This window comes from Aeromonas sp. FDAARGOS 1402, from assembly GCF_019046925.1.
Lineage (GTDB): Bacteria > Pseudomonadota > Gammaproteobacteria > Enterobacterales > Aeromonadaceae > Aeromonas > Aeromonas caviae.
This window is the reverse complement of the sequence record NZ_CP077201.1, coordinates 3,452,112-3,472,101: the sequence shown is the minus strand read 5'-3', so window position 1 is coordinate 3,472,101 and position 19,990 is coordinate 3,452,112. Positions and strand designations below refer to the sequence as shown.

The 19,990-nt window shown below is 64.1% G+C and carries 17 protein-coding genes; 3 read left to right on the top strand and 14 right to left on the bottom strand.

Annotated elements, in window-relative coordinates:
- Positions 1-94: 94 nt before the first annotated feature.
- Together I6L32_RS16380 and I6L32_RS16375 are read right to left on the bottom strand one after the other, a co-directional pair.
- Positions 95-730 (bottom strand): YitT family protein, encoded by a 636-nt coding sequence (locus I6L32_RS16380; protein WP_010674548.1) that lies wholly within the window; start codon positions 728-730, stop codon positions 95-97.
- Positions 731-1,536: 806 nt separating this feature from the next.
- Positions 1,537-4,743, bottom strand: coding sequence for an alpha-amylase family glycosyl hydrolase (locus tag I6L32_RS16375; protein ID WP_254203843.1), 3,207 nt, complete (start codon positions 4,741-4,743; stop codon positions 1,537-1,539).
- Between the two features lie 376 nt (positions 4,744-5,119).
- Here I6L32_RS16375 and I6L32_RS16370 point away from each other — a divergent pair, with 376 nt between their 5' ends.
- Positions 5,120-6,028, top strand: a complete 909-nt coding sequence (locus I6L32_RS16370) for a DMT family transporter (protein WP_049637173.1) — start codon at positions 5,120-5,122, stop codon at positions 6,026-6,028.
- A gap of 184 nt (positions 6,029-6,212) precedes the next feature.
- The gene (gene xseA / locus I6L32_RS16365; RefSeq protein ID WP_254203904.1) at positions 6,213-7,499 is read left to right on the top strand and encodes an exodeoxyribonuclease VII large subunit; all 1,287 of its coding nucleotides are present in this window, start codon (positions 6,213-6,215) and stop codon (positions 7,497-7,499) included.
- Positions 7,500-7,555: 56 nt separating this feature from the next.
- On the opposite strand, the gene hutW is transcribed toward xseA, so the two are convergent.
- The 12 genes from hutW to pspA form a co-directional block, all read right to left on the bottom strand.
- The gene (gene hutW / locus I6L32_RS16360; protein WP_216945192.1) at positions 7,556-8,911 is read right to left on the bottom strand and encodes a heme anaerobic degradation radical SAM methyltransferase ChuW/HutW; all 1,356 of its coding nucleotides are present in this window, start codon (positions 8,909-8,911) and stop codon (positions 7,556-7,558) included.
- 275 nt (positions 8,912-9,186) lie between these two features.
- A complete protein-coding gene (locus I6L32_RS16355; protein ID WP_010674543.1) occupies positions 9,187-9,675 on the bottom strand; it encodes an OmpA family protein in 489 nt (162 codons plus the stop codon).
- A 33-nt stretch (positions 9,676-9,708) separates the two neighbouring features.
- Positions 9,709-10,950 (bottom strand): diguanylate cyclase, encoded by a 1,242-nt coding sequence (locus I6L32_RS16350; protein WP_210555832.1) that lies wholly within the window; start codon positions 10,948-10,950, stop codon positions 9,709-9,711.
- Positions 10,947-11,489, bottom strand: a complete 543-nt coding sequence (locus I6L32_RS16345) for a YfiR family protein (protein ID WP_223932167.1) — start codon at positions 11,487-11,489, stop codon at positions 10,947-10,949. The genes I6L32_RS16350 and I6L32_RS16345 overlap by 4 nt, the downstream gene beginning before the upstream one ends.
- A gap of 198 nt (positions 11,490-11,687) precedes the next feature.
- Entirely contained in the window at positions 11,688-13,235 is a 1,548-nt protein-coding gene (gene tyrR / locus I6L32_RS16340; protein ID WP_010674540.1) for a transcriptional regulator TyrR, read from the bottom strand.
- Between the two features lie 142 nt (positions 13,236-13,377).
- Entirely contained in the window at positions 13,378-13,716 is a 339-nt protein-coding gene (locus tag I6L32_RS16335; protein WP_041215281.1) for a 4a-hydroxytetrahydrobiopterin dehydratase, read from the bottom strand.
- 41 nt (positions 13,717-13,757) lie between these two features.
- The gene (gene phhA / locus I6L32_RS16330; protein ID WP_041215282.1) at positions 13,758-14,552 is read right to left on the bottom strand and encodes a phenylalanine 4-monooxygenase; all 795 of its coding nucleotides are present in this window, start codon (positions 14,550-14,552) and stop codon (positions 13,758-13,760) included.
- Between the two features lie 166 nt (positions 14,553-14,718).
- Positions 14,719-15,762: a YcjF family protein gene (locus I6L32_RS16325; protein ID WP_216944173.1), complete on the bottom strand. Its 1,044-nt coding sequence runs from the start codon at positions 15,760-15,762 to the stop codon at positions 14,719-14,721.
- A gap of 49 nt (positions 15,763-15,811) precedes the next feature.
- Complete coding sequence (locus I6L32_RS16320; protein ID WP_216944172.1) at positions 15,812-17,218, bottom strand: YcjX family protein; 1,407 nt, start codon at positions 17,216-17,218, stop codon at positions 15,812-15,814.
- 72 nt (positions 17,219-17,290) lie between these two features.
- The gene (pspC, locus tag I6L32_RS16315) at positions 17,291-17,695 is read right to left on the bottom strand and encodes an envelope stress response membrane protein PspC (protein ID WP_010674535.1); all 405 of its coding nucleotides are present in this window, start codon (positions 17,693-17,695) and stop codon (positions 17,291-17,293) included.
- A gap of 106 nt (positions 17,696-17,801) precedes the next feature.
- Positions 17,802-18,038, bottom strand: coding sequence for an envelope stress response membrane protein PspB (gene pspB, locus I6L32_RS16310; protein ID WP_005300084.1), 237 nt, complete (start codon positions 18,036-18,038; stop codon positions 17,802-17,804).
- Positions 18,039-18,041: 3 nt separating this feature from the next.
- Positions 18,042-18,722, bottom strand: coding sequence for a phage shock protein PspA (gene pspA / locus I6L32_RS16305; RefSeq protein ID WP_010674534.1), 681 nt, complete (start codon positions 18,720-18,722; stop codon positions 18,042-18,044).
- A gap of 196 nt (positions 18,723-18,918) precedes the next feature.
- Between pspA and pspF the strand changes: the two genes are divergently transcribed.
- A complete protein-coding gene (gene pspF / locus I6L32_RS16300; protein WP_171864790.1) occupies positions 18,919-19,965 on the top strand; it encodes a phage shock protein operon transcriptional activator in 1,047 nt (348 codons plus the stop codon).
- Positions 19,966-19,990 lie beyond the last annotated feature (25 nt).

Sequence of the window (19,990 nt, the reverse complement as noted above, 5' to 3'; positions counted from 1 at the left end):
GACAAGATGATCTTTTTTGCCGTTGAGCCCCTTTCTGCCGCCAGTCTCCCGGAACGGCCTTTTTTCCACTCACAGCCGTCAGCCATACCGGCGGTCAGTTCCCCTGATAGCGGCCCGGCTTGTGCCAGTTCATCAGCATGGCGTTCATGGCCAGCGCACTCAGGGTTGACCAGAGCAGCAGGGGAAGCGGCAGGGTGAGCAGAGAGAGCGCAAACACCAGCACATCCAGCACCATCTGGCTCTTTCCCGCATTGATGCCGGTGCGCCGTTGCAGCCAGAGCGTCACCACGCCGGTGCCCCCCACGGAGGCATTGTGGCGCGCCAGAGACAAGACCCCCATGCCGAGGAAGGTTCCCCCCACCAGGGCGGCAAACAGGGGATGGACATAGCTCACCGTCAGCAGCAGCGGCACCGCCTGGGTGGCCGCCGAGAGGGCGACGTTGACGATCAGCGTCTTGAGGGTGAAGGCGCGCCCCATGGTGACGTAGCAGAACACCATGAAGGGCAGGTTCACCAGGAAGAAGAGCACGCCGATGGGCAGGGTGCTGACATGGGCGATCAGCAGGGCGATGCCCGCGATGCCGCCGGTGATCATGCCGGAACACTTGAGCAGATTGAGCCCCACGGCGATAAACATGACCCCGAGCACCATGCCGTAGACATCGTCCTTGAGGGTATGGGCCAGCCCCCTGCCCGCAGCCGCTGGCTGCATGGTCATTTCACCTTCCATATGACTCCTTAGATCCGATGTGATGGTGGCATCCGTTGCCCGACAACCAGGCCGCATTGGGGCTGATGGCGGCGACCCGCTCACCTTGCCGTCCCAACCCCCAATCTTGCGCTCCCCGCCCCCTGATCTCGCCATCATGGGGATGACAAGGCACAGCAAAAAGAGCGCCAATCAAAACAAGAGTCCGTGATACCATAAATAATCGGATTTAAATTCCGATAAATGCGCAATATGCAGGTCGAATGCACCACTTCAGTGATCGGCCAACACAGTGGCGCAGCATGTTTACCCGAGTCACCGAAAAAGGCCTCGTGCTATCCCCTTCACAGCCCGGTTTTTCGGCAGATCATGTCGATACGATGCCGCTTTTCAGCATGGATGATGCTTGTCATGGGGGAAATCCGGGGGCCATACGGCGTGTATCTTCGGGGCGGGCTCCAGGGGCGGATGTGGACATTACGCACCAATAAAGTGCAGTTGCACCAATATAGATCAACCGAGTGGCACGGTTTGCCTTGCACCGCGGCGCAGAGGCGACATGGGCACCGCTTTGCTCACTGCCATGAGCACTGCAATATGCAGAGCATGGAGTGACTCGGGCGGCGGATGCACCACTCCCCTTCCCTCTAGCCCCCTGCCCATGAGCGTGCTGGTCGCGAGTCCACAGGTCTGTCCATCCATCAGCCCCTCCGCAGCCAGAGTCCCATCAGGATGGGGCATCCATTCAGGCAGAAGGCAGAAGGCAGAAGGCAGAATAAAAAAGTCGGCCCGAAGGCCGACTCGCTGCACCCTGTGACAGGGCTTCCTTACTTGAGGTATTTGCCGTCCGCGCCCACCTTGCCCGGGCCGTTCAGTACCCAGACCCGCGCCGAATAGGCGGGCACCGCAAAGCTCAGGCTGCCGTTGCTGACGCTCTGGCTCGCACCGGTTACCACGTCCGTGTAGGTGCCGTTCTTCAGGCCACTCAGGTTTATCTGCTGGGCCGAGTTGGCCGCAAGGCCCACGGCAGCGTAGCTCCCTTGGGCGCTCAGATCACGCACGAAGCTGATGCCGCTCCCCCACTCGTTCACCTGGCTCATGGGCGCCTTTTGCAGGGCGGGCACCGCCTTGCGGATCTGGTTCAGGCGCTTGATGTGCTGATAGAGCGGGTGGCTCGGGGTGGCGGGGTTGTCCAGCACCTCCCCGTAGTAGGCACGACCGGTCTGATCCACCGTCATGGTGGCCCCGTCGATGTCCTGGGGCTTGCCCGCCTGGAACATCACCTCCTCCCCGTAGTAGAGGGTCGGGATCCCCCGCGCCGTCCAGAGCAGGTTGTAGGTCATGGCCGCATTCCCCTCTTCCCCGCCGTAGCGGTACTTGAAGTCATTGTCCGGCCCCACGTCGTGGTTCTGGAAGAAGGTGATGAGCTTGGTGGCATCCCCATAGACCCAATCCATGGCGAAGATCCCCCCTACCCCGCCAAAGTTCCCCCGGGTGACGTTGTCACGGAAGGTGGAGAACAGCGAGAAGTCCAGCACAGAGAGGCCGGAATCGCCCCCTGCACGGGGATTGGCCGGGTTCGGCGTGGTGCGGGTATACCACCAGGGGCGGATCACCGCCGAGGCATTGTCGTTGGCCAGCTCAGAGCCCCATCCGGTGCCCTTGACCAGGTTTTCGCCAAAGACGAACAGCCCCGGCTTGTGGGCCTGCCAGTCATGGACATAGGTCAGCAGTTCGTCCCGCTCGATGTGTTTCAAGGTATCGATGCGAATCGCATCCACCCCCATGTCGAGGTACTGACGAATGGCGCCGTTGAGGTAGTCCTTAACGTTCTGGTTGCCGGTGGCGAGATCGATGCAGTCCCCCGCCATGTGCTTGCGCTGCAGGGCGAGCGGGCTCTCCCAGTCACCGCCGGACATGAAACCGTCCAGGTGATACCAGGCGGGATCCAGGGTCTGGGCGTCGATGCCGAAGAAGCGGTTGGGGTTGTAGCCTGCGCTCGGCACGGTGGCGCCGGTCTTGGGGTCTACCAGGGGCTGGGTGCCCGCCGGATCGGACTGGCAGCGAGCCTTGTACCAGTCGGGAGCCACCGGGTTGTCGTCGTCACAGCGGTTGGCGCTGGCGTAGTCCCCGAGATTGCCCTGATAGGGGCCATTGTTGATGAGTCCCTGGCTCGACCCCGCCGGTACGTAGTATTTGACGGGCAGGCGATCGATCCAGGTCTTGCCGCGCAGACCGTACTGGCTCGAGTGGTTGAGCACCACATCCTGGATCACCTTGAGCCCCTTGGCGTGGGCCGCCTGGATGAACTCCCGGTAACCCGCCCCCGGCGACTCCAGACGGGGATCGACCCGGTAGAAATCGTAGGCATGGTAGCCGTGGTAGTCGAGGCCGGAGCGGTTCTCCACCGGCGGCGTCACCCAGATGGCGGTGAAGCCGAGATCCTTGATGTAGTCGAGCTTGGCGATCAACCCCTTGAAGTCGCCACGCCACTGGGGATCCCCCGCCTTGTAGCGATCCCGGTTGTAGTAGTTGTTGCTGGCATCGCCATCATAGAAGCGGGCAGTCAGCAGGAAGTAGATGCTCTCGGCACGAAAATCGCCGCTCGCCACTCCCTGCTCGCCGATGCGGTACTCGAAGCGTTGCTCGCGCTGATTGCCGCTGGCGTCGATGGCAAGGGTGCGGATCACCAGATCGGTGCCGCTCCCCTTGTCACTCGCCAGCAGGGGCTGGCCTGCATAGCGGGCCGATGCCGTGGTGGGCTGGCTGCCGTCCGTCGTGAAATGCACGGCGGGGGCGCTGTCCTGATCGTCGCTCACTCCCAGGGTGATGGACTGGCTGTCCACATAACTCCCCGGGGACGGGGTGGCCGTCACCGTGGGGGCCTGCAGATCGGCCCCGGCCAGCGTCTCCACCTCGATGGCCTTGCGCAGGCTGTCAAAACAGATGCGATAACTGGTGTTGGCGCTGACCAGGTAATCCTGGGCCGGATACGCCTCGGTCCAGTCCCCCTTGTGGTCAATCTTGAAGCGGGGGTTGTTGCTGCCAAAGGCCTGCTCGGTGCAGAAGATGGTGCCATCCTCGCTGGTCATGGGGGTGAGCCCCCAGTTGTTGGCCGTGCCCCGGAAGTACCAGCTATCGCTGCTCTGTCCTACCCCGACCACCACGCTCACGCTGCTGCTGCCCTTGGCGCCCTGATCGTCGGTGACCGTGAGGCCATAGGTGAAGGTGCCGGTCTGGGTGGTGTTGACGACGATGCTCTCCGTGGTCTCGCCGCTGCTCCACAGATAGCTCGCGATCTGGCCGTCGGGATCCGTGGAGTCGCTGCCGCTCAAGGTGAGCGACGCCCCCTGGGTCACGTTCACCGTCCCCCCCGGGGTGATGACCGCGAGCGGCGGCTGGTTGTCATCCCCAAGAGGGGTGATGCTGTAGGCCAGGGTCTGGTCGTTGACCTGGATGCGCACCGTGCCCACGGCGCTCCAGAAGATGTCGCCGCCACTTTTCTCCAGCACGCCGTCGCCGTTGCTGTCGCCAAAGTTGACGGCCCAGTCCCCAGCCTGATCAAACTTGAGGCGCTGGCTCGCCTTGCCATCCAGGTAGGCTTCCACCTGCCACAGGTGATCCCCTACCAGGGTCATGGGGAGGCTGGCCCAGCCGTTGAAGGTGCCGCGCACGTTGAGCTGCGGCAAGGTGCTGGCAAACCCCGAGGCCTCGCAACTGGCCACCGCCGTCGCGCTCACCGCCTGGGTGCTGGCATTGATGCGGATCTGGTACGCCGTGTTGGCATTGACCCCGTAGTCGGCCGCCGGGTAGCTCTGCTGCCAGTTGCCGTACCTGTCTATCTTGAAGCGCGGGCCGCCGCTGGCATCCCCGCTCACGAAGCGCTGACAGGTATCAAAATTGACGCCGTCCGTCGACGTCATGGCGGTCGCCGCCCATCCATTCGCGGTGCCCCGGAAGAACCACTCCGCCGCCGTGCTCGGCGCCGTGATCAGGGTTCCCAACAATCCGGCCGCGAGTATCCATCTAGCCATTGATAGTCCTTTATTTTCATTGTTTGTGTGTGATGCCGGTGTGTCCCGGCATTCCCCCATCCGCAACGTCCCGCCTTCAGATGAGCCCGACCAGTCTAGAGTCCCCCATGGCCAATTCATGGCCAACACGTGCAAAATGTGACCACTGTCGACCTCGTCATGGGCTGTATGTGATTGATAGCGCTTTCATTTCCTGGCGCAGAAGTGAGGGGCGCCCCCATCGGGGAGAGCAAGATGGCCGCCCTCCGCGACCACCTCGGGCACAGGGTCAGCCCCTGCCTCCTGCACGGCGCCGTTGCCATCGGGGACACTTGCCCCCATGATGCAATCCCCCTTGCCATCTCGGGCAACAGGGCGGTTCAGTCAGGGAGAAACGATGAGACCATCGGATTACGGGAGATTGCTCGCGCTGGCAGCCATCTGGGGTGCCAGCTTCTTGTTCATGCGCATCGCGGCGCCGGCGTTCGGCTCGGTCAACACCACCTTCCTGCGAGTCTTCTTCGCCCTCGTCGGGCTCGCCGCCATGCTCCTGCTGCTGCGCACCCCCATGCAGTTTCAGGGCAAGCTCAAATCCATCATGGTGCTTGGCATCATCAACTCCGGCGTCCCCTTCCTGATGTATGCCGTGGCGGCCCTCTGGCTGCCCGCAGGGTATTCCGCCATCCTCAATGCCACCACGCCCCTGATGGGCGCCCTCATCGGCTTCTCCTTCTTTCACGAGGCGCTGACCTTGCGAAAGTGGGCCGGGGTGATGCTGGGGCTGGTGGGCATCGGGCTCATCACCACCACCGGGGAGGTCGACCTGAGCGGCCAACTGGCCATCGGGGTGCTGGCCTGCCTCATCGCCACCGCCTGCTATGGCTGCGCCGGCTTCCTGACGAGACGCTGGGTCACCGAGCGGGGAGGCCTGGACGCCAAACTGGTGGCCTTTGGCAGCCAGATAGGGGCCGTCCTCTTCCTGCTTCCCTTCTTCGGCTACACCCTGGCGACCGGCCCCGCCGTCGACTGGCTCCAACCTGACGTCTGGGTCAGCGTGCTGGCGGTCGGCTTCCTCTGCACCGCCTTCGCCTACCTGATCTATTTTCGGCTGATCGCCGACATCGGGCCCCTGCGCTCCCTCACGGTCACCTTCCTCATCCCCCCCTTTGGTATCTTGTGGGGCTATCTGGTGCTGGGGGAAACCCTCACCGGCGGCTTCGTGTTCGGCGGCGCCGTGGTCTGCCTCGCGGTCTGGCTGGTGACCAGCCCCGCCAGAGCCGTCAAGCCGGCCAAGGCACAAGCCTAGGCTCCGCGTCATCTGCCGGGCCCATGGCTCGGCAGATGGGCGCAACTGGGGTAAGATGACCCCCATCGTTTCTCCCGCCCCGGCGGACACCACAGCAGGGCCAGCCTTGAATCACCTCGAACCCGCCAGTCAGAGCAGACAACAGCAGATCTTCACCGTCACCCGCCTCAACAGCGCCGTGCGCATGATCCTGGAGCAGGATCTGGGGCTGGTGTGGCTCACCGGCGAGCTCTCGAACCTCGCGATGCCAAGTTCCGGCCACTGGTACTTCTCCCTCAAGGACATGTCGGCCCAGGTGCGCTGCGCCATGTTCAAGGGCAACAACCGCCGGGTGCCGTTCCGTCCCCAGGATGGCATGCAGGTGCTGGTGCAGGCGCGAGTCTCCCTCTATGAACCCCGGGGCGACTACCAGCTCATCATCGAGTCCATGCAGCCCGCCGGGGATGGCATGCTGGCCCTGCGCTTCGAGGAGCTCAAGCGCCGCCTCGGGGCCGAAGGGCTCTTTGACGAAGGGCGCAAGCGCCCCTTGCCCCGGGAACCCCGCGCCGTCGGGCTGGTCACCTCCGCCACAGGCGCCGCCCTGCACGACATGCTGACGGTGCTTGAACGCCGCGCCCCGGACTTGCCCGTTTTCATCTACCCGACCCAGGTGCAGGGGAGCGCCGCCACCGCCCAGATCGTCTCGGCCATCATGCTTGCCAACCGCCGCGCCGAGGTGGATGTGCTCATCGTCGGACGCGGCGGCGGTTCCCTTGAAGATCTCTGGTGCTTCAACGAAGAGGCGGTGGCACGGGCCATCGCAGGCTCCGCCATCCCCGTGGTGAGCGCCGTAGGACACGAGGTGGACATCACCATCAGCGACTTTGCCGCCGACCTTCGTGCCCCCACCCCCTCTGCCGCCGCCGAGCTGGTCGCGCCGGACAGGAGCACCCGCGCCCAGCGCCTCGTGCACCTGCGCCAGCGGCTCACCCAGGCCATGAGCCGTCACCAGGTCGCCGCCCGCCATGGCTTCGTCCTGCTGCAGAAGCGGCTCGAGCATCAGGATCCCAAGCGACGGCTGGAGCAGCAGTCCCAGCGCCTCGACGAGCTCGACCGCCGCTTGCAGCAGTACCTGCGTGATCGCCTGCACCAGGGGGAGCGGCGCCTCGCGGGCCTCGTCATGCGCCTGCAGGCCAGAAGCCCCGAAAAGCTGCTGGCCATCGGCAAACGTCGTCACCAGCTTGCCGAGGAGCGCCTCCATGCCCTCATCGCAAAACGCCAGGATCTCGCCCGCCACCGCCTCGCCATGCTGGGAGCCCGCCTCGACAGCATCAGCCCGCTGGCCACCCTGGGGCGCGGTTACGCCATCGTGCGCACCCCCTCCGGGGAGGTGATCCGCCGCGCATCCCAGGTCAATGAAGGCCAGATCCTGATCACCACCCTCGCAGAGGGAGCGCTGCGGGTGCGGGTGGACGAGGTCGACAACCGCTGACAAAAAGCGGGGGCCTGCACCAGGCCCCCGCCTCCTTTCTGTGCTCCGATAGCCCGTTATACCCGGGCATGACCGGCCATCTTGCCCGGGTGGCCGGATGGTTTCTCGCCCCCCTTGATCCCCCCCGGTGGATTGCACCTCAGATACTCGAACAACCCGGCCTGCAAATTCACGTTCCAGAAACGCCCCGCCAGGGTGAGGGCGAGACGCTCGGCCGAGAGCCGTGCCAGCCCGTGTCGCTGCCAGGCCTCAAAGAGCGGCATCAAGTGGGAGACCAGCCCCTGTGGCAATTGAGACAACGCCAACCATCCGGTGTCGAGCCCCCCTCGCAGCAGCCCGTCGAGACGGGCATCAGGATTGGGCCTCATCACCATGCCGGGAGCACGCACGCCCCCCGCCTGCGCCTCATGCCAGGGCGCCAGATCCCGGCCGTACATGAGGCCGTGGCCGTGAATGTTGCCCCCCGCCCCTGCGCCGAAGGGCAGGATCTCGGCGCCCCACTTGGCCATCTGGTTATAGCGGCTCTGCTCGGCATCGGTGCGCCGCCAGTGGCTGCAGGAGAGCCGCTCCCAGCCCCCCGCCTCCAGCGTCCGGGCCCCGTCGGCATACATGACTGCCCGCTGCTGGCCATCGACGGCCCAGCCCAGGGTGCCTTTCTCGTCGGCGCGCGCCAGGTTGGTGCCCGCCATGGAGATGAGTTGATAGAGATCAACCCCGTGCACCCCGCTCGCCATCACATCCGCGATATCCTGGCGCCACACGGCCTCATCCTGCCCCGGCAGACCGAAGATGAGATCCGCCACGATCACCGCCTCGTTGTGGCGGGTCAGCGCCGCCAGCCGGGACAGCAAGGTCTCCCTGTCATCGAAGCAGGCCGCCTGCTGGCGCACGCGGGTATCAAAACTCTGCACGCCGAACGAGAAGCGGTTGAAACCGCCCGCCAGGGCCGTCTGCCACTTCTCGTCATCAAAGCCGTTGAGTCGCCCCTCCAGGGTCAGTTCCGCATCCACGGTCAGGGGAAAACGGCGGATGACGCTGGCCAGGCGGGCGAGATCGCCCGCCGCCATGTCGGTTGGCGTACCGCCCCCCACATAGACCGCCGAGAAAGGCCGGCTCTGGACAAGCGGCGTCTCGGCTGCCTGGCGCAGCGACCCGCAGAGTGCCTCCATGTAGCGGCTCATGCGCGCCGGATTGGCGCCGTTTTCGAAGAAGTTGCAAAAACTGCAGCGCTTGCGGCAAAACGGGATATGGATATAGAGCGCTCGGGCCTTGGCCTCGCTCTCCTGCTGCCACCAGGCTTGCCAGCCGGCATCGTCCAGCATCAGGGGGGCGGTCCCTCCCCGGCTGGCATGGGCCGACGTCTTGGCGGTGAAGGCGAATTTGAGGGGATCCGGGGTACAAAGCCCCGTCATGGTCGAAGAAAGCTGGAGAGTCGTCACTGGGTTACCCTGCGTAAATAACGCAAATGATAACGAATATCAGTTGCAGGTATTTGTGCTGGATCAAGTCGGGAAGGATTGAGCCGTCACTCTGTCCCCATCAGGGCAACAGCGCGTCAGGCAAGAAAAGCGTGAAACAACAAGGGAAGAGAGCCACTCTCCCACTGGAGAGTGGTGGCACACACAGGATCGGGCGGTTGATTCAAGGCTCCTGACGGGAGCGCCGCGCCGATACCGGCTGACGGGGGTCAGCCATTGCCGATGATGATGGCAACCCGGCGATTTTCCGCTCGCCCGGCAGCGGTCGCGTTGTCGGCGATGGGCGCCTCTTCTCCGCGGCCGCGGATATCCAGGTTCCCCTGTGGCATACCCACCGACACCAGGACATCGGCCACCGACCGTGCCCGCTTGAGGGAGAGTTGCTGGTTGTAGGCCTCATCACCGTTGGAGTCGGTATGACCGTCCACCCGGGCCCGGTTCAGTCCTACCTCAATCAGGGCCTTGCCGAGTTTCTCCACCACCTGGCGGGTCTCGGGGTTGAGGGCCCCCACATTGTTGGCGAACAGCACCTTGTTGGAGATATCCAGGGTCCATCCCTCGTCGGTCAGGTGAAATCCCTGCTCCTTCAAGGCGGCGATCTGCTCCGCCGTGAGCCCCTGGGGAGGGCTCTGGCACGCCGCCAGCACACTCAGCAACAGTGCCACCAGGCCCGCTTTGATCGGGTTCAACATGCGCATTCTTATCATCCTTTCACTATTTCCGGTTCAACTTCACGTGCTCGTTTTTCGTGTTTCTCTCTCCTCCCTGCGTTGTCGTTTGGCTTGATACATGGCGTCGTCTGCCCATTGCAGCAGGGCATCCGCCGTCTTCCCCTGCTCGGGATAGCGGGCAGAGCCGATGCTGATCCCCACCCCGAGATGGCGACCGTCACTCAATACCACGGGGGTGTTCATGGCCTGCTGCACTCGCCCTATCACCTCGCGCACCTCGTCCTCCCCATGGATCGGGGTCAGGAGGATGACGAACTCATCTCCCCCCAGCCGGCAGACCAGATACAGGGGCCTGAGCTGATGCTGCACCCGCCGCGCCACGGCGATCAGCACTTCGTCGCCGATGCTGTGGCCCAGGTTGTCATTGATCTGCTTGAAACGATCGCAATCCAGATAGAGCAGGGCAAAACCTTCATGCCCCTTGTTGCCTGCCAGGATGGCCTGCTCCATGCGAGCCTCGAACAGAGCGCGGTTGGGCAGACCGGTCAGGGGATCATGGGTTGCCTGATGCAGCAGGCTGGCGTTCTCCCGCTTCTGGTGGGCCTGCCAGGCTTCCAGCTCATCGAGCAGCGAATTGAAATCCTCGCCCAGCTCGTGCAGCTCGGCGATATTGGCCGCCGGCACCCGCTCCTTGAGGGCCCGCTGGCGGCTGACGTTGTAAGCCACCTCGGTCAGGGCCTTGAGGGGTGCCGTGATGGAGCGTTGCATCCGGCGCGCCACATGGAGTGCCCCGAGAATACTGATGAGCAGGCACACCAGGGTAGCCAGCAAGGTCTGCAATAGGAATCGCAACAGGTACTGGCCGTGACCGACCAGATGCACCCTGGCTATCTCCTTGTGCTCGCGCACCATGGGGAGCGCCACGGGCCCCGGCAGGATCAGGCGGGCCAGGTGCTGCTCCAGGGTGGTCCAGGGGGTAGTGATGTCCCGGCGCCAGCTCGCCAGCACCTGGCCGTCCGGCAGCACTATGCTGGCGCTGGCTATGTCTTCCCGGGAGGTGATGGTCTCCAGGGCATCCAGTGCCGCCTCCTTGTCATGGAAGACCACGGCCGCCTCAGTGGTGTAGCTGATGGCCCGCGCCACCAGCTTGAGGTTGTGATCCGCATAAAGGCGCAGCGCCAGCAGCGCCGTGACGGTCAGAAACAACCCGGCCATGCAGACGGCAGTCAGGGAGATCATCATGTGGGTGCGCCCCAGACTCTGTCGCAGGGTAAGCCGGGGAGTGGCGTGATGGACCGTCATCGCACCTCCTCATCGGCTCGCGCTAGCTTGAGCACGGCCGGGTGCACTCGCACACCGCTGCGGGCCAGCGCATCCAGATTGACCCGAAAACGCACCCTCTCCTCCCCGGCCTGCAGACAGAAGACCGCATCGGCGATGCATTCGCGGCTCTGCTCACTGATGCTGAGGATGGCGTGACCGCGCAGGCGCTCGAACAGGGAGAGGCGCTGTGCCGGTGCCAGCACCCCCAGATAGATGACATCGCAGCGCTGGATCAGCGCCTCATCGCCCATGTCGTAGCGATGCACCTCCACCGGTCGGCCATTGGCCTGCCGTTCGATGGTCAGAAGGGATGACGCATATTCCGTCGGTGCCGTGATGCAGAGCCGAAGTCTGGCGGGCTCGCTGGGCCAGCGGGTGTAACTGAGGATATCGAGCACGGTCTGGCGCACCATGTCACTGCGCGCCTCGGCGGAGGTCGCCGCCACGGTCAGGTTTGCCAGCATCAGCATGCAGCACAGTGGCGCCAGCCACATCAGTAACCGGAGGTAACAAAACATCTGCATGGTGCCCGCGAGAGTGTCCAGGTCGGCGCCGGGGTAACCCGACGCCCATGATGAGAGTGCCTGCATGGCACCGCACCGAGCTTACCAGCCGGGTGGCCAGCCCCCAGAGGCAAGTGGCACGGCTGCGTCACCGGGCGTCGCAGCCGTGCCAGCAAGGCGCTCAATGCCCCAGGCAGACACCGTCCATCGACACTACTTCTTGCCAATCCCATATTCGCGCAGCTTGTTGGCGATGGCGGTATGGGAGACACCGAGCCGCTTGGCCAGTTGGCGGGTGGAGGGGAACGCCGGGTAGAGCCGCTCCAGCAGGCGGCTCTCGAAACGCTTCACCGCCTCGTCGAGCCCCCCTTCGAACCACTCGTCGATGAGCGGCATGGCATCGGCCGCCACCGGCAAGTCCACGTGCTCGGGTCCAATCTCGTCCCCTTCCAGCAGGGTCATGGCCCGATAGAGGCAGTTGCGCAACTGGCGCACGTTGCCGGGCCAGCGGTAGGCGGTGAGGTACTCGGCCATGTTGCGGGTAAAGCGCGGACGCGGGCGCTGCAGTTCGCTGGCAAAGCGCGACACGAACTGCTGGGCCAGGGCCATGATGTCCGCCTTGCGCTCGCGCAGCGGCGGCAGATTGAGGCTAAGCACATTGAGGCGGTAGTAGAGATCTTCGCGAAACTTCCCTTCATGAACCAGATCCAGCAACTGCTTCTGGGTGGTGCAGATGAAGCGCACGTTGACCCTCACCTCCTGCTCGTCACCGACCCGGCGAAACACGCCATCTTGCAGCACCCGCAGGAACTTGGTCTGCAGATGGGGGGACATGTCGCCGATCTCGTCCAGCATCAGGGTGCCGCCGCTGGCCAGCTCCAGCACCCCGCGCTTGCCCTCGGTGTTGTTGCCAAAGGCGCCGGGGGCATAGCCGAACAGCTCGCTCTCGGCCACGTTGTCCGGCATGGCCGCGCAGTTGAGCGCCATGAAGGGGTGGCTGGAGCGCAGGCTGGCGCCGTGGCAGGCCCGGGCCAGCAACTCCTTGCCGGTGCCGGTCTCCCCCACGATGAGCAAGGGAGCGTCCTGCATCGCGAGCTTGGCTGCCTGGGCCAGCACCTCTTTCATCTTCTGGCTCTCGGCCTGGAGGTGCTCAAAGCCCCCCACTTCCACCGCGTGCAGGGCACTGAAGTGCATGCCGACCCGGCGGGCGGATTTGAGCACCACCACGGCGCCGGCCAGAGCCTGCTTGCCCTTCTCTTCGGCCACGAACAGCGGCATCAGATCGCCCAGGTACTCTTCGCCACCGAGGCTCAGCTTGCAGGTCTGGGGCTTGATCTCCCCCGACTCCAGCCAGCGGCCAAACGAGAAACCCTTGACCAGGGAGGCGATCGCCACGCCGCGCACCTCGTCCGGTGGCAACGCCAGGGTGGTGAGAGCGGCCTGGTTGGCCTGGGTCACCCGCCCCTTGCTGTCGAGGGAGAAGACCAGGTCCGGCAGGGCCTTGAGCAGGGCCTCTATCTCGTGGTGTTCCCGCTCGGAGGGCATGTAGGGGATGGTCTTGACGTCATAGACGCCGGGAATGCGGCGAATTTCCGGCATCAGATGCTGAAAGTCACGGAACTCCAGCTCGGGGAAATTGAGATAGATGATGCCTGAGGTATCGATTTCGATGCCGCGCAGATCGATGTTGTGCTCCACCAGTCGGTCGAGCAATTCCCGGGTCAGGCCCAGACGGTCTTCACAGCTGACTTCAAGACGCATTCGGCACACACTTCCTAGCTAACATTCTGAATAACGGGATAATACAGACTCGATCCCGCCAGTGCGAGCGCTCCCCCACAAAAATGCGGGCCTGCCCCGCTTTCACCGGGCAGGCCCTGTCTGCGCTGGCGCCAGACGGCGGTTACTTCATCAGCGCGTCGGTGCGGGCAGCCATGATGAAGTCGTTGCGATGCAAGCCGCCTATCTTGTGGGTCCACCAGCTCACGGTCACCTTGCCCCATTCAAGCAAGATCGCCGGATGATGGAACTCCGCCTCCGCCAGTTCTCCGAGGCGGTTGGTGAACGCCAGCCCCTCCTTGAAGTTGCGAAACACAAATTCACGACGCAGTTGCAGCTCGCCGTTGACCACCAGGGGCTGCCAGTCGGGGATGAGGTGCATCAGCTCCCCCAGCTCCTGATCGCTCACCCTGGGGGCATCGGCGCGGCACGCCTCGCATCGTTGACTCGCCAGTTCAGTCATTCGGGACTCCTTTCATGAAACATCGTGGGAATGAATTCGGGTCAGCTCGCCTGCTTGCCGGCAACGGGGGCAAAGCGGGGTGGACGCAAGCCAAGACGACGGGCCTCGGCCACGGCCGCCATGATCCCCTGCCCCTCCAGACCATAGAGGGTATCGAGACGAGGCAGCACGAAATAGGTCGGCTGCATGATGTCGATGCGATAGGGGGTACGCAGGATCTCCAGCAGATCGAAGGGTTGCAGCTCGGGCTTTCCCGAGAGGGCATAGGCGGTCTCGCCGATGGAGGAGAGAATGCCGCCGCCGTAGATGCGCAGCCCCTCCTCCCCCTGCAGGAGACCGAACTCCACCGTGAACCAGTAGAGCCGCGCCAGATAGACCCGCTCCTCCTTGCTGGCATGGAGTCCGAGCCGACCATACAGGTGGGTGAAGTGGGCAAAGGCCGGGTTGGTCAGCATAGCGCAGTGGCCGAAGATCTCGTGGAAGATGTCGGGCTCTTGCAGGTAGTCGAGCTCGTCCCGGCGGCGAATGAAGGTGGCGACGGGAAAACGGCGATCAGCGAGCAGCGCGAAGAAGTGATCAAAGGAGATGAGGGCTGGCACCGCCGCCACCGACCAGCCGGTGGCGGGCATCAGGGCGGCGTTGATCTCGCCCAGCTGGGGGATGCGGTCCAGAGGCAGGTCGAGGCGTGCCAACCCGGCCTGGTATTCATCGCAGGCCTTGCCATCGAGCGCCGCAAGCTGGCGTGCAATCAGGATCCGCCAGGTGCCGTGCTCCTCGTCCGTGTAGTGGATCCTGCCCTGCCCATCCGGTTGGCGGGCCGTGTAGAGACTTGCCATGAATGCTCCCATCCTTCGGGTGCCAGCCGCCATCCGGGCGGTCACTGGCCGTTGAGTCATGGGATCACTGTAACGGTTTGCCCCTCAAAAAAGCAGCCGACCCCGGGGTCGGCTGCTTTTGACAATTGTAAATAATTTGTGACATCCATGTCGGGTGCCAGCCACCTCACGACTTGTTGAGATAACCCGCCAACTGGCCGATCAGCCGCTTGCGCAGCTCGCCCAGTTTCGGCTTCTCGTCGGCACACCAGGGGAGCGGACGACAGGCTTCCATGGTACGCATCCCGAGGCGCGCGGTGAGCAACCCGGCCCCGACCCCTTGGGCGGCGCGGGCGGAGAGCTTGGCGGTCAGCTCGGCGCCCAGCAGATCCATCCCTACCTCGGTCACCAGCTCGGTGGCCCCCGCATAGAGCATGTTGCGAAACACCTGACGAATAAGGCGGATGCGGCTCCAGTAGCCGAGCTCGATGGCATAGACATCGGCGATGTCCTCGATCATCCGCAGGTTGCGCCAGAGCATCAGCATCATGTCGACGGTGGCGAGCGGACTCAGGGCCACCAGCACGGCGGCCTCCCCCGACCATTTCGCGACGCGGGCCTGGGCCAGCTTGTCCCGCTCGGTGAGCACCAGCTGGCTGTAGAGGGTCAGCACTTCCCGATCGCTGTGGCTCTCGTCAAGCTGGGATAACCAGGTGCGATACCCTTCCCGCCCCTTGTCACCGCTCTTCTCGGCCAGGGCCTCGCAGAAGGCCTGCCCCTGACCGACCCCTTGATGGGCCAGCAGATCCTCGGCTCTTGAGCGCACATCCTGGCGTCGCTTCAAGGTGCGCAGCCGCAGCCATTCGCGCCCCGCCACCCCGGCGGTGCCCACCGCCACCAGGCCGGAGGCGAGCAGCCAGGCCCCGCCCCAGAAGGGGGAGGCGGCAAACTGATCCACCAGAAAAGCGCCAAACTGGCCAAGGGACAACAGCCCCACCCCGCCCAGCCCCCAGGCCAGCAGACGATGGCGGCGCCGAGGCCTGACGTTAAGCGCGGGCTCCACCTCGGTGAGCTCGTCCAGCGCGTCCAGAGGCTCGAAGCTCTCCTCTTCCAGCCGCCGGGCCGGGGCCGGTGGCTGCGCTTCGCTTGCCATCGAGGGCGCGGGCTCCAGCGTCACCTTGCCTTGCAGGGGAGCGGCGTCATTGGTGCGCCATCTTGTCTGATCGTTCATCGCATTCTCTCCTGTGGGCGCCCCTCGAGCACAGCGGGCCACCCACCCGTTATTCGAGGTGATCCCCGAGCAGGAATTCCAGCGCCGCATCGAGCCGGATATGGGGGAGCGCCTGATGGGCGCTCATGGGCAACGGGCGAAAGGCCTGAAAATCAAACCCTTGAGTTTTCCACCACTGCGCAGGCGGGATCTGGGCAGGCACCTCCCCCGGGAAGAGCAGCAAGGGCTCGCCCGAGAGGGTAGTGCCACGAATGGCGGGAAATTCCCGTCCGTCTGCCACCCCCTTGCCCACCTCGGTGGCCTTGATGGCGGCGAGCGCCAGGCATTCGGTCTCTATCCCCTCGAAGCGGGCCTGACCCCGGCCACGGCTCACCAGGTGCTGCAGGAGCGACACCAGAGGTCCGTGCTGCTCCGGCGTGACGTGATCGGCCTTGCTCGCCACAAACAGCAGCTTGTCGATGCGCGGGGCGAACAGGCGGCGCCACCAGTTGCTCTTGCCGTAGGCGAAGCTCTCCATGATGCGGGCGATGGCCTGCTGCATGTCACCAAAGCTCGCGGCACCGGCATTGAGGGGCGCCAGGCAGTCCACCAGCACGATCTGGCGATCAAAGCCTGCAAAGTGCTGCTCATAGAAGCCCTGTACCAGATGCTGCTTGTACTGCTCGAAGCGCTGCTTGAAGGTGGCGTAGAGGGTGCCGTCTTCGGGGGAGTGCGTGGGCATCTCCCATACCCAGGGCACGAATTGCAGCAGCGGCGCACCGGCATACTCGCCGGGCAACACGAAACGCCCGGGCTGGATGAGGTGAAGTCCGAGCGCCTGCTTGCAGGCGTGCAGATAATCGGTGTAGCGGGCGGCCAGTTCGCTGGCGGTCCGCTCCTCGAAGGCTTGATCCGCCTGCCAGTGCGGCGTCAGCCAGCCTGCCGCCAGGGCTTGCAGCTCGGGACGGCAAAGTTGCTCCCGCACCTGCTCGCTCCACTGCTCGTAGTTCAGATCCAGCAACGGCAAATCCAGCAGCCACTCCCCGGGATAATCCACCAGATCCACATAGAGGGTGGAGATCTCACCCAGGTGCCGACGCAGCGGATGGCGGGTGCGATAACGGATCTCGAGGCGTACCTCGGCCACCCCCCGGGTCGGCGCGGGCCAGGCGGGCGGATCGCCAAACAGGGCATCGAGGCCCCGTTCGTAGGGGAAGGTGGGAATGTGGGCGTTTTGCTGGGGCACCCGGCGAGCACCGAGGATGCGTCCCTGGCGCTGGGCGTCCCAGAGCGGCAGACGACCGTCGATGGCCGCGTGCTCCAGTTGATTGACCAGCGCCGTGATAAACGCGGTCTTGCCACTGCGAGAGAGGCCGGTGACCGCCAGCCGGATGTGGCGATCCCGGGCCCGGTTCACCGCGTCAACGGCCTTGTGCTGGAGCACCGACCAGGAGTGTTCGAGTTTGTTGCGTATCAAGGCGGGTCTTCTTCTCCTTGTGATCACATCAGAGAGACAGCCGCGAGGCAGTATCCTCGCGGCCCGGCACGATTAGAGCTTGCTGAACTCCCGTTGCAGGGTGAACTCCTTGGAGGTCACCAGCTTCTCGATGCGCTGCACCCTGGGCTCCAGTGCATCCAGCTCCTGGCCGATGCGGGCAAGGGCCTGATGAGGTGTGACGCCAGCCTGCCAGCTGCGCGCCTTCATCCGCACCTCGGCGAATTCGGCATCCTCCTGGGAGTAGAGGGTGACCGGCTTCTTGTCGAGCAGGAACCAGGCGGCAATATAGGCGGTGAAGGTGATGAAACCGGCGAAGATGAGACCACTGATGGCCAGCAGCCGCACGATCCAGGTCTCCACCCCGAAGTACTCTGCCAGACCGGCACAGACCCCGGCAATCTTGCCCCGCTGGGGATCCCGGTACAGGTTGCGCCCTTCACGACTGACACTGTTCATACCTTGTTCCTCCAACCGGGGACTTCCGCATCCAGAATCGACTCCAATAGGATTTCGGCACGCTCCGGCTTTTTGCCACGGTCATGACATCTCTCATTGAAAACCGTCATACCTTGTTTCTCCAACCAGGAACCTCGGCATCCAGAATCGACTCCAGGGCGCCGACCCGTTCCTGCATCTTCTCGGCACGCACCAGCAAGCCCTGCAGCTGTTCACGCTCACCATCGGCAAGACCGGCGCCAATGCGTCCCTTGGCGCGGTAGTGCAGCACCAGCCAGATGGGGGCCACCACCACCATGAAGACCACCATGGGAACCATCAATACACCCAGCAGATCTTCCATCTGTTACTCTCCCTGTTTCGGTGCCGGATTGTGCTGACCCAGCTTCTGGCGCATGGCTTCCAGCTCGCGGCTGATCTGGTCGTCCGCTTCCAGCTCGGCAAACTGCTGGGCGAGCGCCTTGTCGGACTGCCCCAGATCGGCGCGGGCTTCCATCTCGTCGATGCGGCGCTCCATGCGCTCGAACTTGCTCACCACGGCCTGACTGTCGCCACGGGCCACCTGGCTTTGCACGTTGAGGCGGCTGCTGGCGGCTTCGCTGCGAATGGCCATCGCCTTCTGGCGGGCACGGGCGTCTTCCAGCTTGGCTTCCAGCTGGCGGATCTCCTCCCCCAGCTTCTCGATGCCGCTGTCCACCGCCTGCTGTTCCCGAGACAGGGCGTCGGCAAGCTCCGCCTGCTTGCTCTTCTCGATGAGGGCGGCCCGGGCCAGATCTTCGCGCCCCTTGGTCAGAGCCAGCTCGGCCTTGCCCTGCCACTCGGCGACCCGCTCCTGATGGCGGCTCACCTGACGGCCGATCTCTTTTTGATTCGCGAGGAAGCGGGCCAGGTTGGAGCGCTCCTTCACCAGTTCATCTTCCATCTCCTGGATGATCAGACGCACCATCTTCTGGGGATCTTCCGCCTTGTCGAGCAGGGCCGTCAGATTGGAATTGATGATGTCGGCCAAGCGAGAAAAAATGCTCATGATTGTACTCCTGTGATAGGCATCGGGTTGTGTCTCCATTGACAATGGCAACTTGTGTGCCAATCTGGAACAATATTTAACTTGTTGATTTATATGGGCACTCAGAATGCAGTTCAAGTCCCGGGGAAACAAGTGATGATTAAAATAACCAACTTTTGGTAAGATTAACCAGATTTTTCAACTCACAGGGGCAGGGATGACCACGGCCACGGAAAGTCTGTTGGGTGAATCCAACGCATTTCTAGAAATCATCGAGCAGGCATCGCGCCTCGCGCCGCTGCGCAAGCCCGTACTCATCATCGGCGAGCGGGGGACCGGCAAGGAGCTCATCGCCCACCGCCTACATTATCTCTCGGATCGCTGGGATCAAAGCTTTGTCACCATCAACTGCGCCACCTTGAGCGAGAGCCTGCTGGAGACCGAGCTGTTCGGCCACGAGGCGGGCTCCTTCACTGGCGCCGCCAAGCGCCATCAGGGGCGCTTCGAGCGGGCCGACGGCGGCACCCTGTTCCTCGACGAACTGGCCACCACCAGCGCCCGGGTGCAGGAAAAACTGCTGCGGGTCATCGAGTACGGGGAGTTCGAACGGGTGGGCGGTGCCAAGCCCCTCAAGGTGGATGTGCGGCTGGTGTGCGCCACCAACGAGGATCTGCCTGCACTGGCAGAGAAAGGACGGTTTCGCCACGACCTGCTGGACCGGCTCGCCTTCGACGTCATCACCCTGCCCCCCCTGCGGGAGCGGCGCGAGGACATCCTGATGCTGGCGGAGCACTTCGCCCACGGCATGACCCGGGAGCTGGGGTATCCGCTCTTTGCCGGCTTCTCGCGCAAGGCGACCCAGCTGCTGCAAGATTACCCCTGGCCGGGCAACGTGCGGGAGCTCAAGAACGTGGTGGAGCGCAGTCTCTATCGCCAGGGCAACCCCCAGTTGCCGCTGGCGGATCTGGTGCTCAATCCCTTTGACTCCCCCTGGCGCCCCCGTGCCCGAGGTGACGCCGCCCCTTCCACGGACGCGCCGACCTCGGCAGAGACGGCCCCGACCCCGACCCTGCCGCTGGATCTCAAAGGGGCGGTGGCGGAGTACGAGATTAATTTACTCAAGCAAGCGATGCAGCAATCCCAGTATAATCAGCGCAAAGCAGCCCAGTTGCTGGCCCTGAGCTATCACCAGTTCCGGGGGATGCTGCGCAAATATCAATTGCTGGACGGGGATGACAACAGTGGCAACCAGGAGGCGGGCTGATGCCTGGCACCGGGTCTGTGCGCGC

Excerpts from the sequence above, each read along its gene's own strand:
- I6L32_RS16380 (WP_010674548.1), bottom strand. The coding sequence starts at position 730 with ATGGAAGGTGAAATGACCATGCAGCCAGCGGCTGCGGGCAGGGGGCTG.
- I6L32_RS16375 (WP_254203843.1), bottom strand. The coding sequence starts at position 4,743 with ATGGCTAGATGGATACTCGCGGCCGGATTGTTGGGAACCCTGATCACG.
- I6L32_RS16370 (WP_049637173.1), top strand. The coding sequence starts at position 5,120 with ATGAGACCATCGGATTACGGGAGATTGCTCGCGCTGGCAGCCATCTGG.
- xseA (WP_254203904.1), top strand. The coding sequence starts at position 6,213 with ATGATCCTGGAGCAGGATCTGGGGCTGGTGTGGCTCACCGGCGAGCTC.
- hutW (WP_216945192.1), bottom strand. The coding sequence starts at position 8,911 with ATGACGGGGCTTTGTACCCCGGATCCCCTCAAATTCGCCTTCACCGCC.
- I6L32_RS16355 (WP_010674543.1), bottom strand. The coding sequence starts at position 9,675 with ATGCGCATGTTGAACCCGATCAAAGCGGGCCTGGTGGCACTGTTGCTG.
- I6L32_RS16350 (WP_210555832.1), bottom strand. The coding sequence starts at position 10,950 with ATGACGGTCCATCACGCCACTCCCCGGCTTACCCTGCGACAGAGTCTG.
- I6L32_RS16345 (WP_223932167.1), bottom strand. The coding sequence starts at position 11,489 with ATGTTTTGTTACCTCCGGTTACTGATGTGGCTGGCGCCACTGTGCTGC.
- tyrR (WP_010674540.1), bottom strand. The coding sequence starts at position 13,235 with ATGCGTCTTGAAGTCAGCTGTGAAGACCGTCTGGGCCTGACCCGGGAA.
- I6L32_RS16335 (WP_041215281.1), bottom strand. The coding sequence starts at position 13,716 with ATGACTGAACTGGCGAGTCAACGATGCGAGGCGTGCCGCGCCGATGCC.
- phhA (WP_041215282.1), bottom strand. The coding sequence starts at position 14,552 with ATGGCAAGTCTCTACACGGCCCGCCAACCGGATGGGCAGGGCAGGATC.
- I6L32_RS16325 (WP_216944173.1), bottom strand. The coding sequence starts at position 15,762 with ATGAACGATCAGACAAGATGGCGCACCAATGACGCCGCTCCCCTGCAA.
- pspC (WP_010674535.1), bottom strand. The coding sequence starts at position 17,695 with ATGAACAGTGTCAGTCGTGAAGGGCGCAACCTGTACCGGGATCCCCAG.
- pspB (WP_005300084.1), bottom strand. The coding sequence starts at position 18,038 with ATGGAAGATCTGCTGGGTGTATTGATGGTTCCCATGGTGGTCTTCATG.
- pspA (WP_010674534.1), bottom strand. The coding sequence starts at position 18,722 with ATGAGCATTTTTTCTCGCTTGGCCGACATCATCAATTCCAATCTGACG.
- pspF (WP_171864790.1), top strand. The coding sequence starts at position 18,919 with ATGACCACGGCCACGGAAAGTCTGTTGGGTGAATCCAACGCATTTCTA.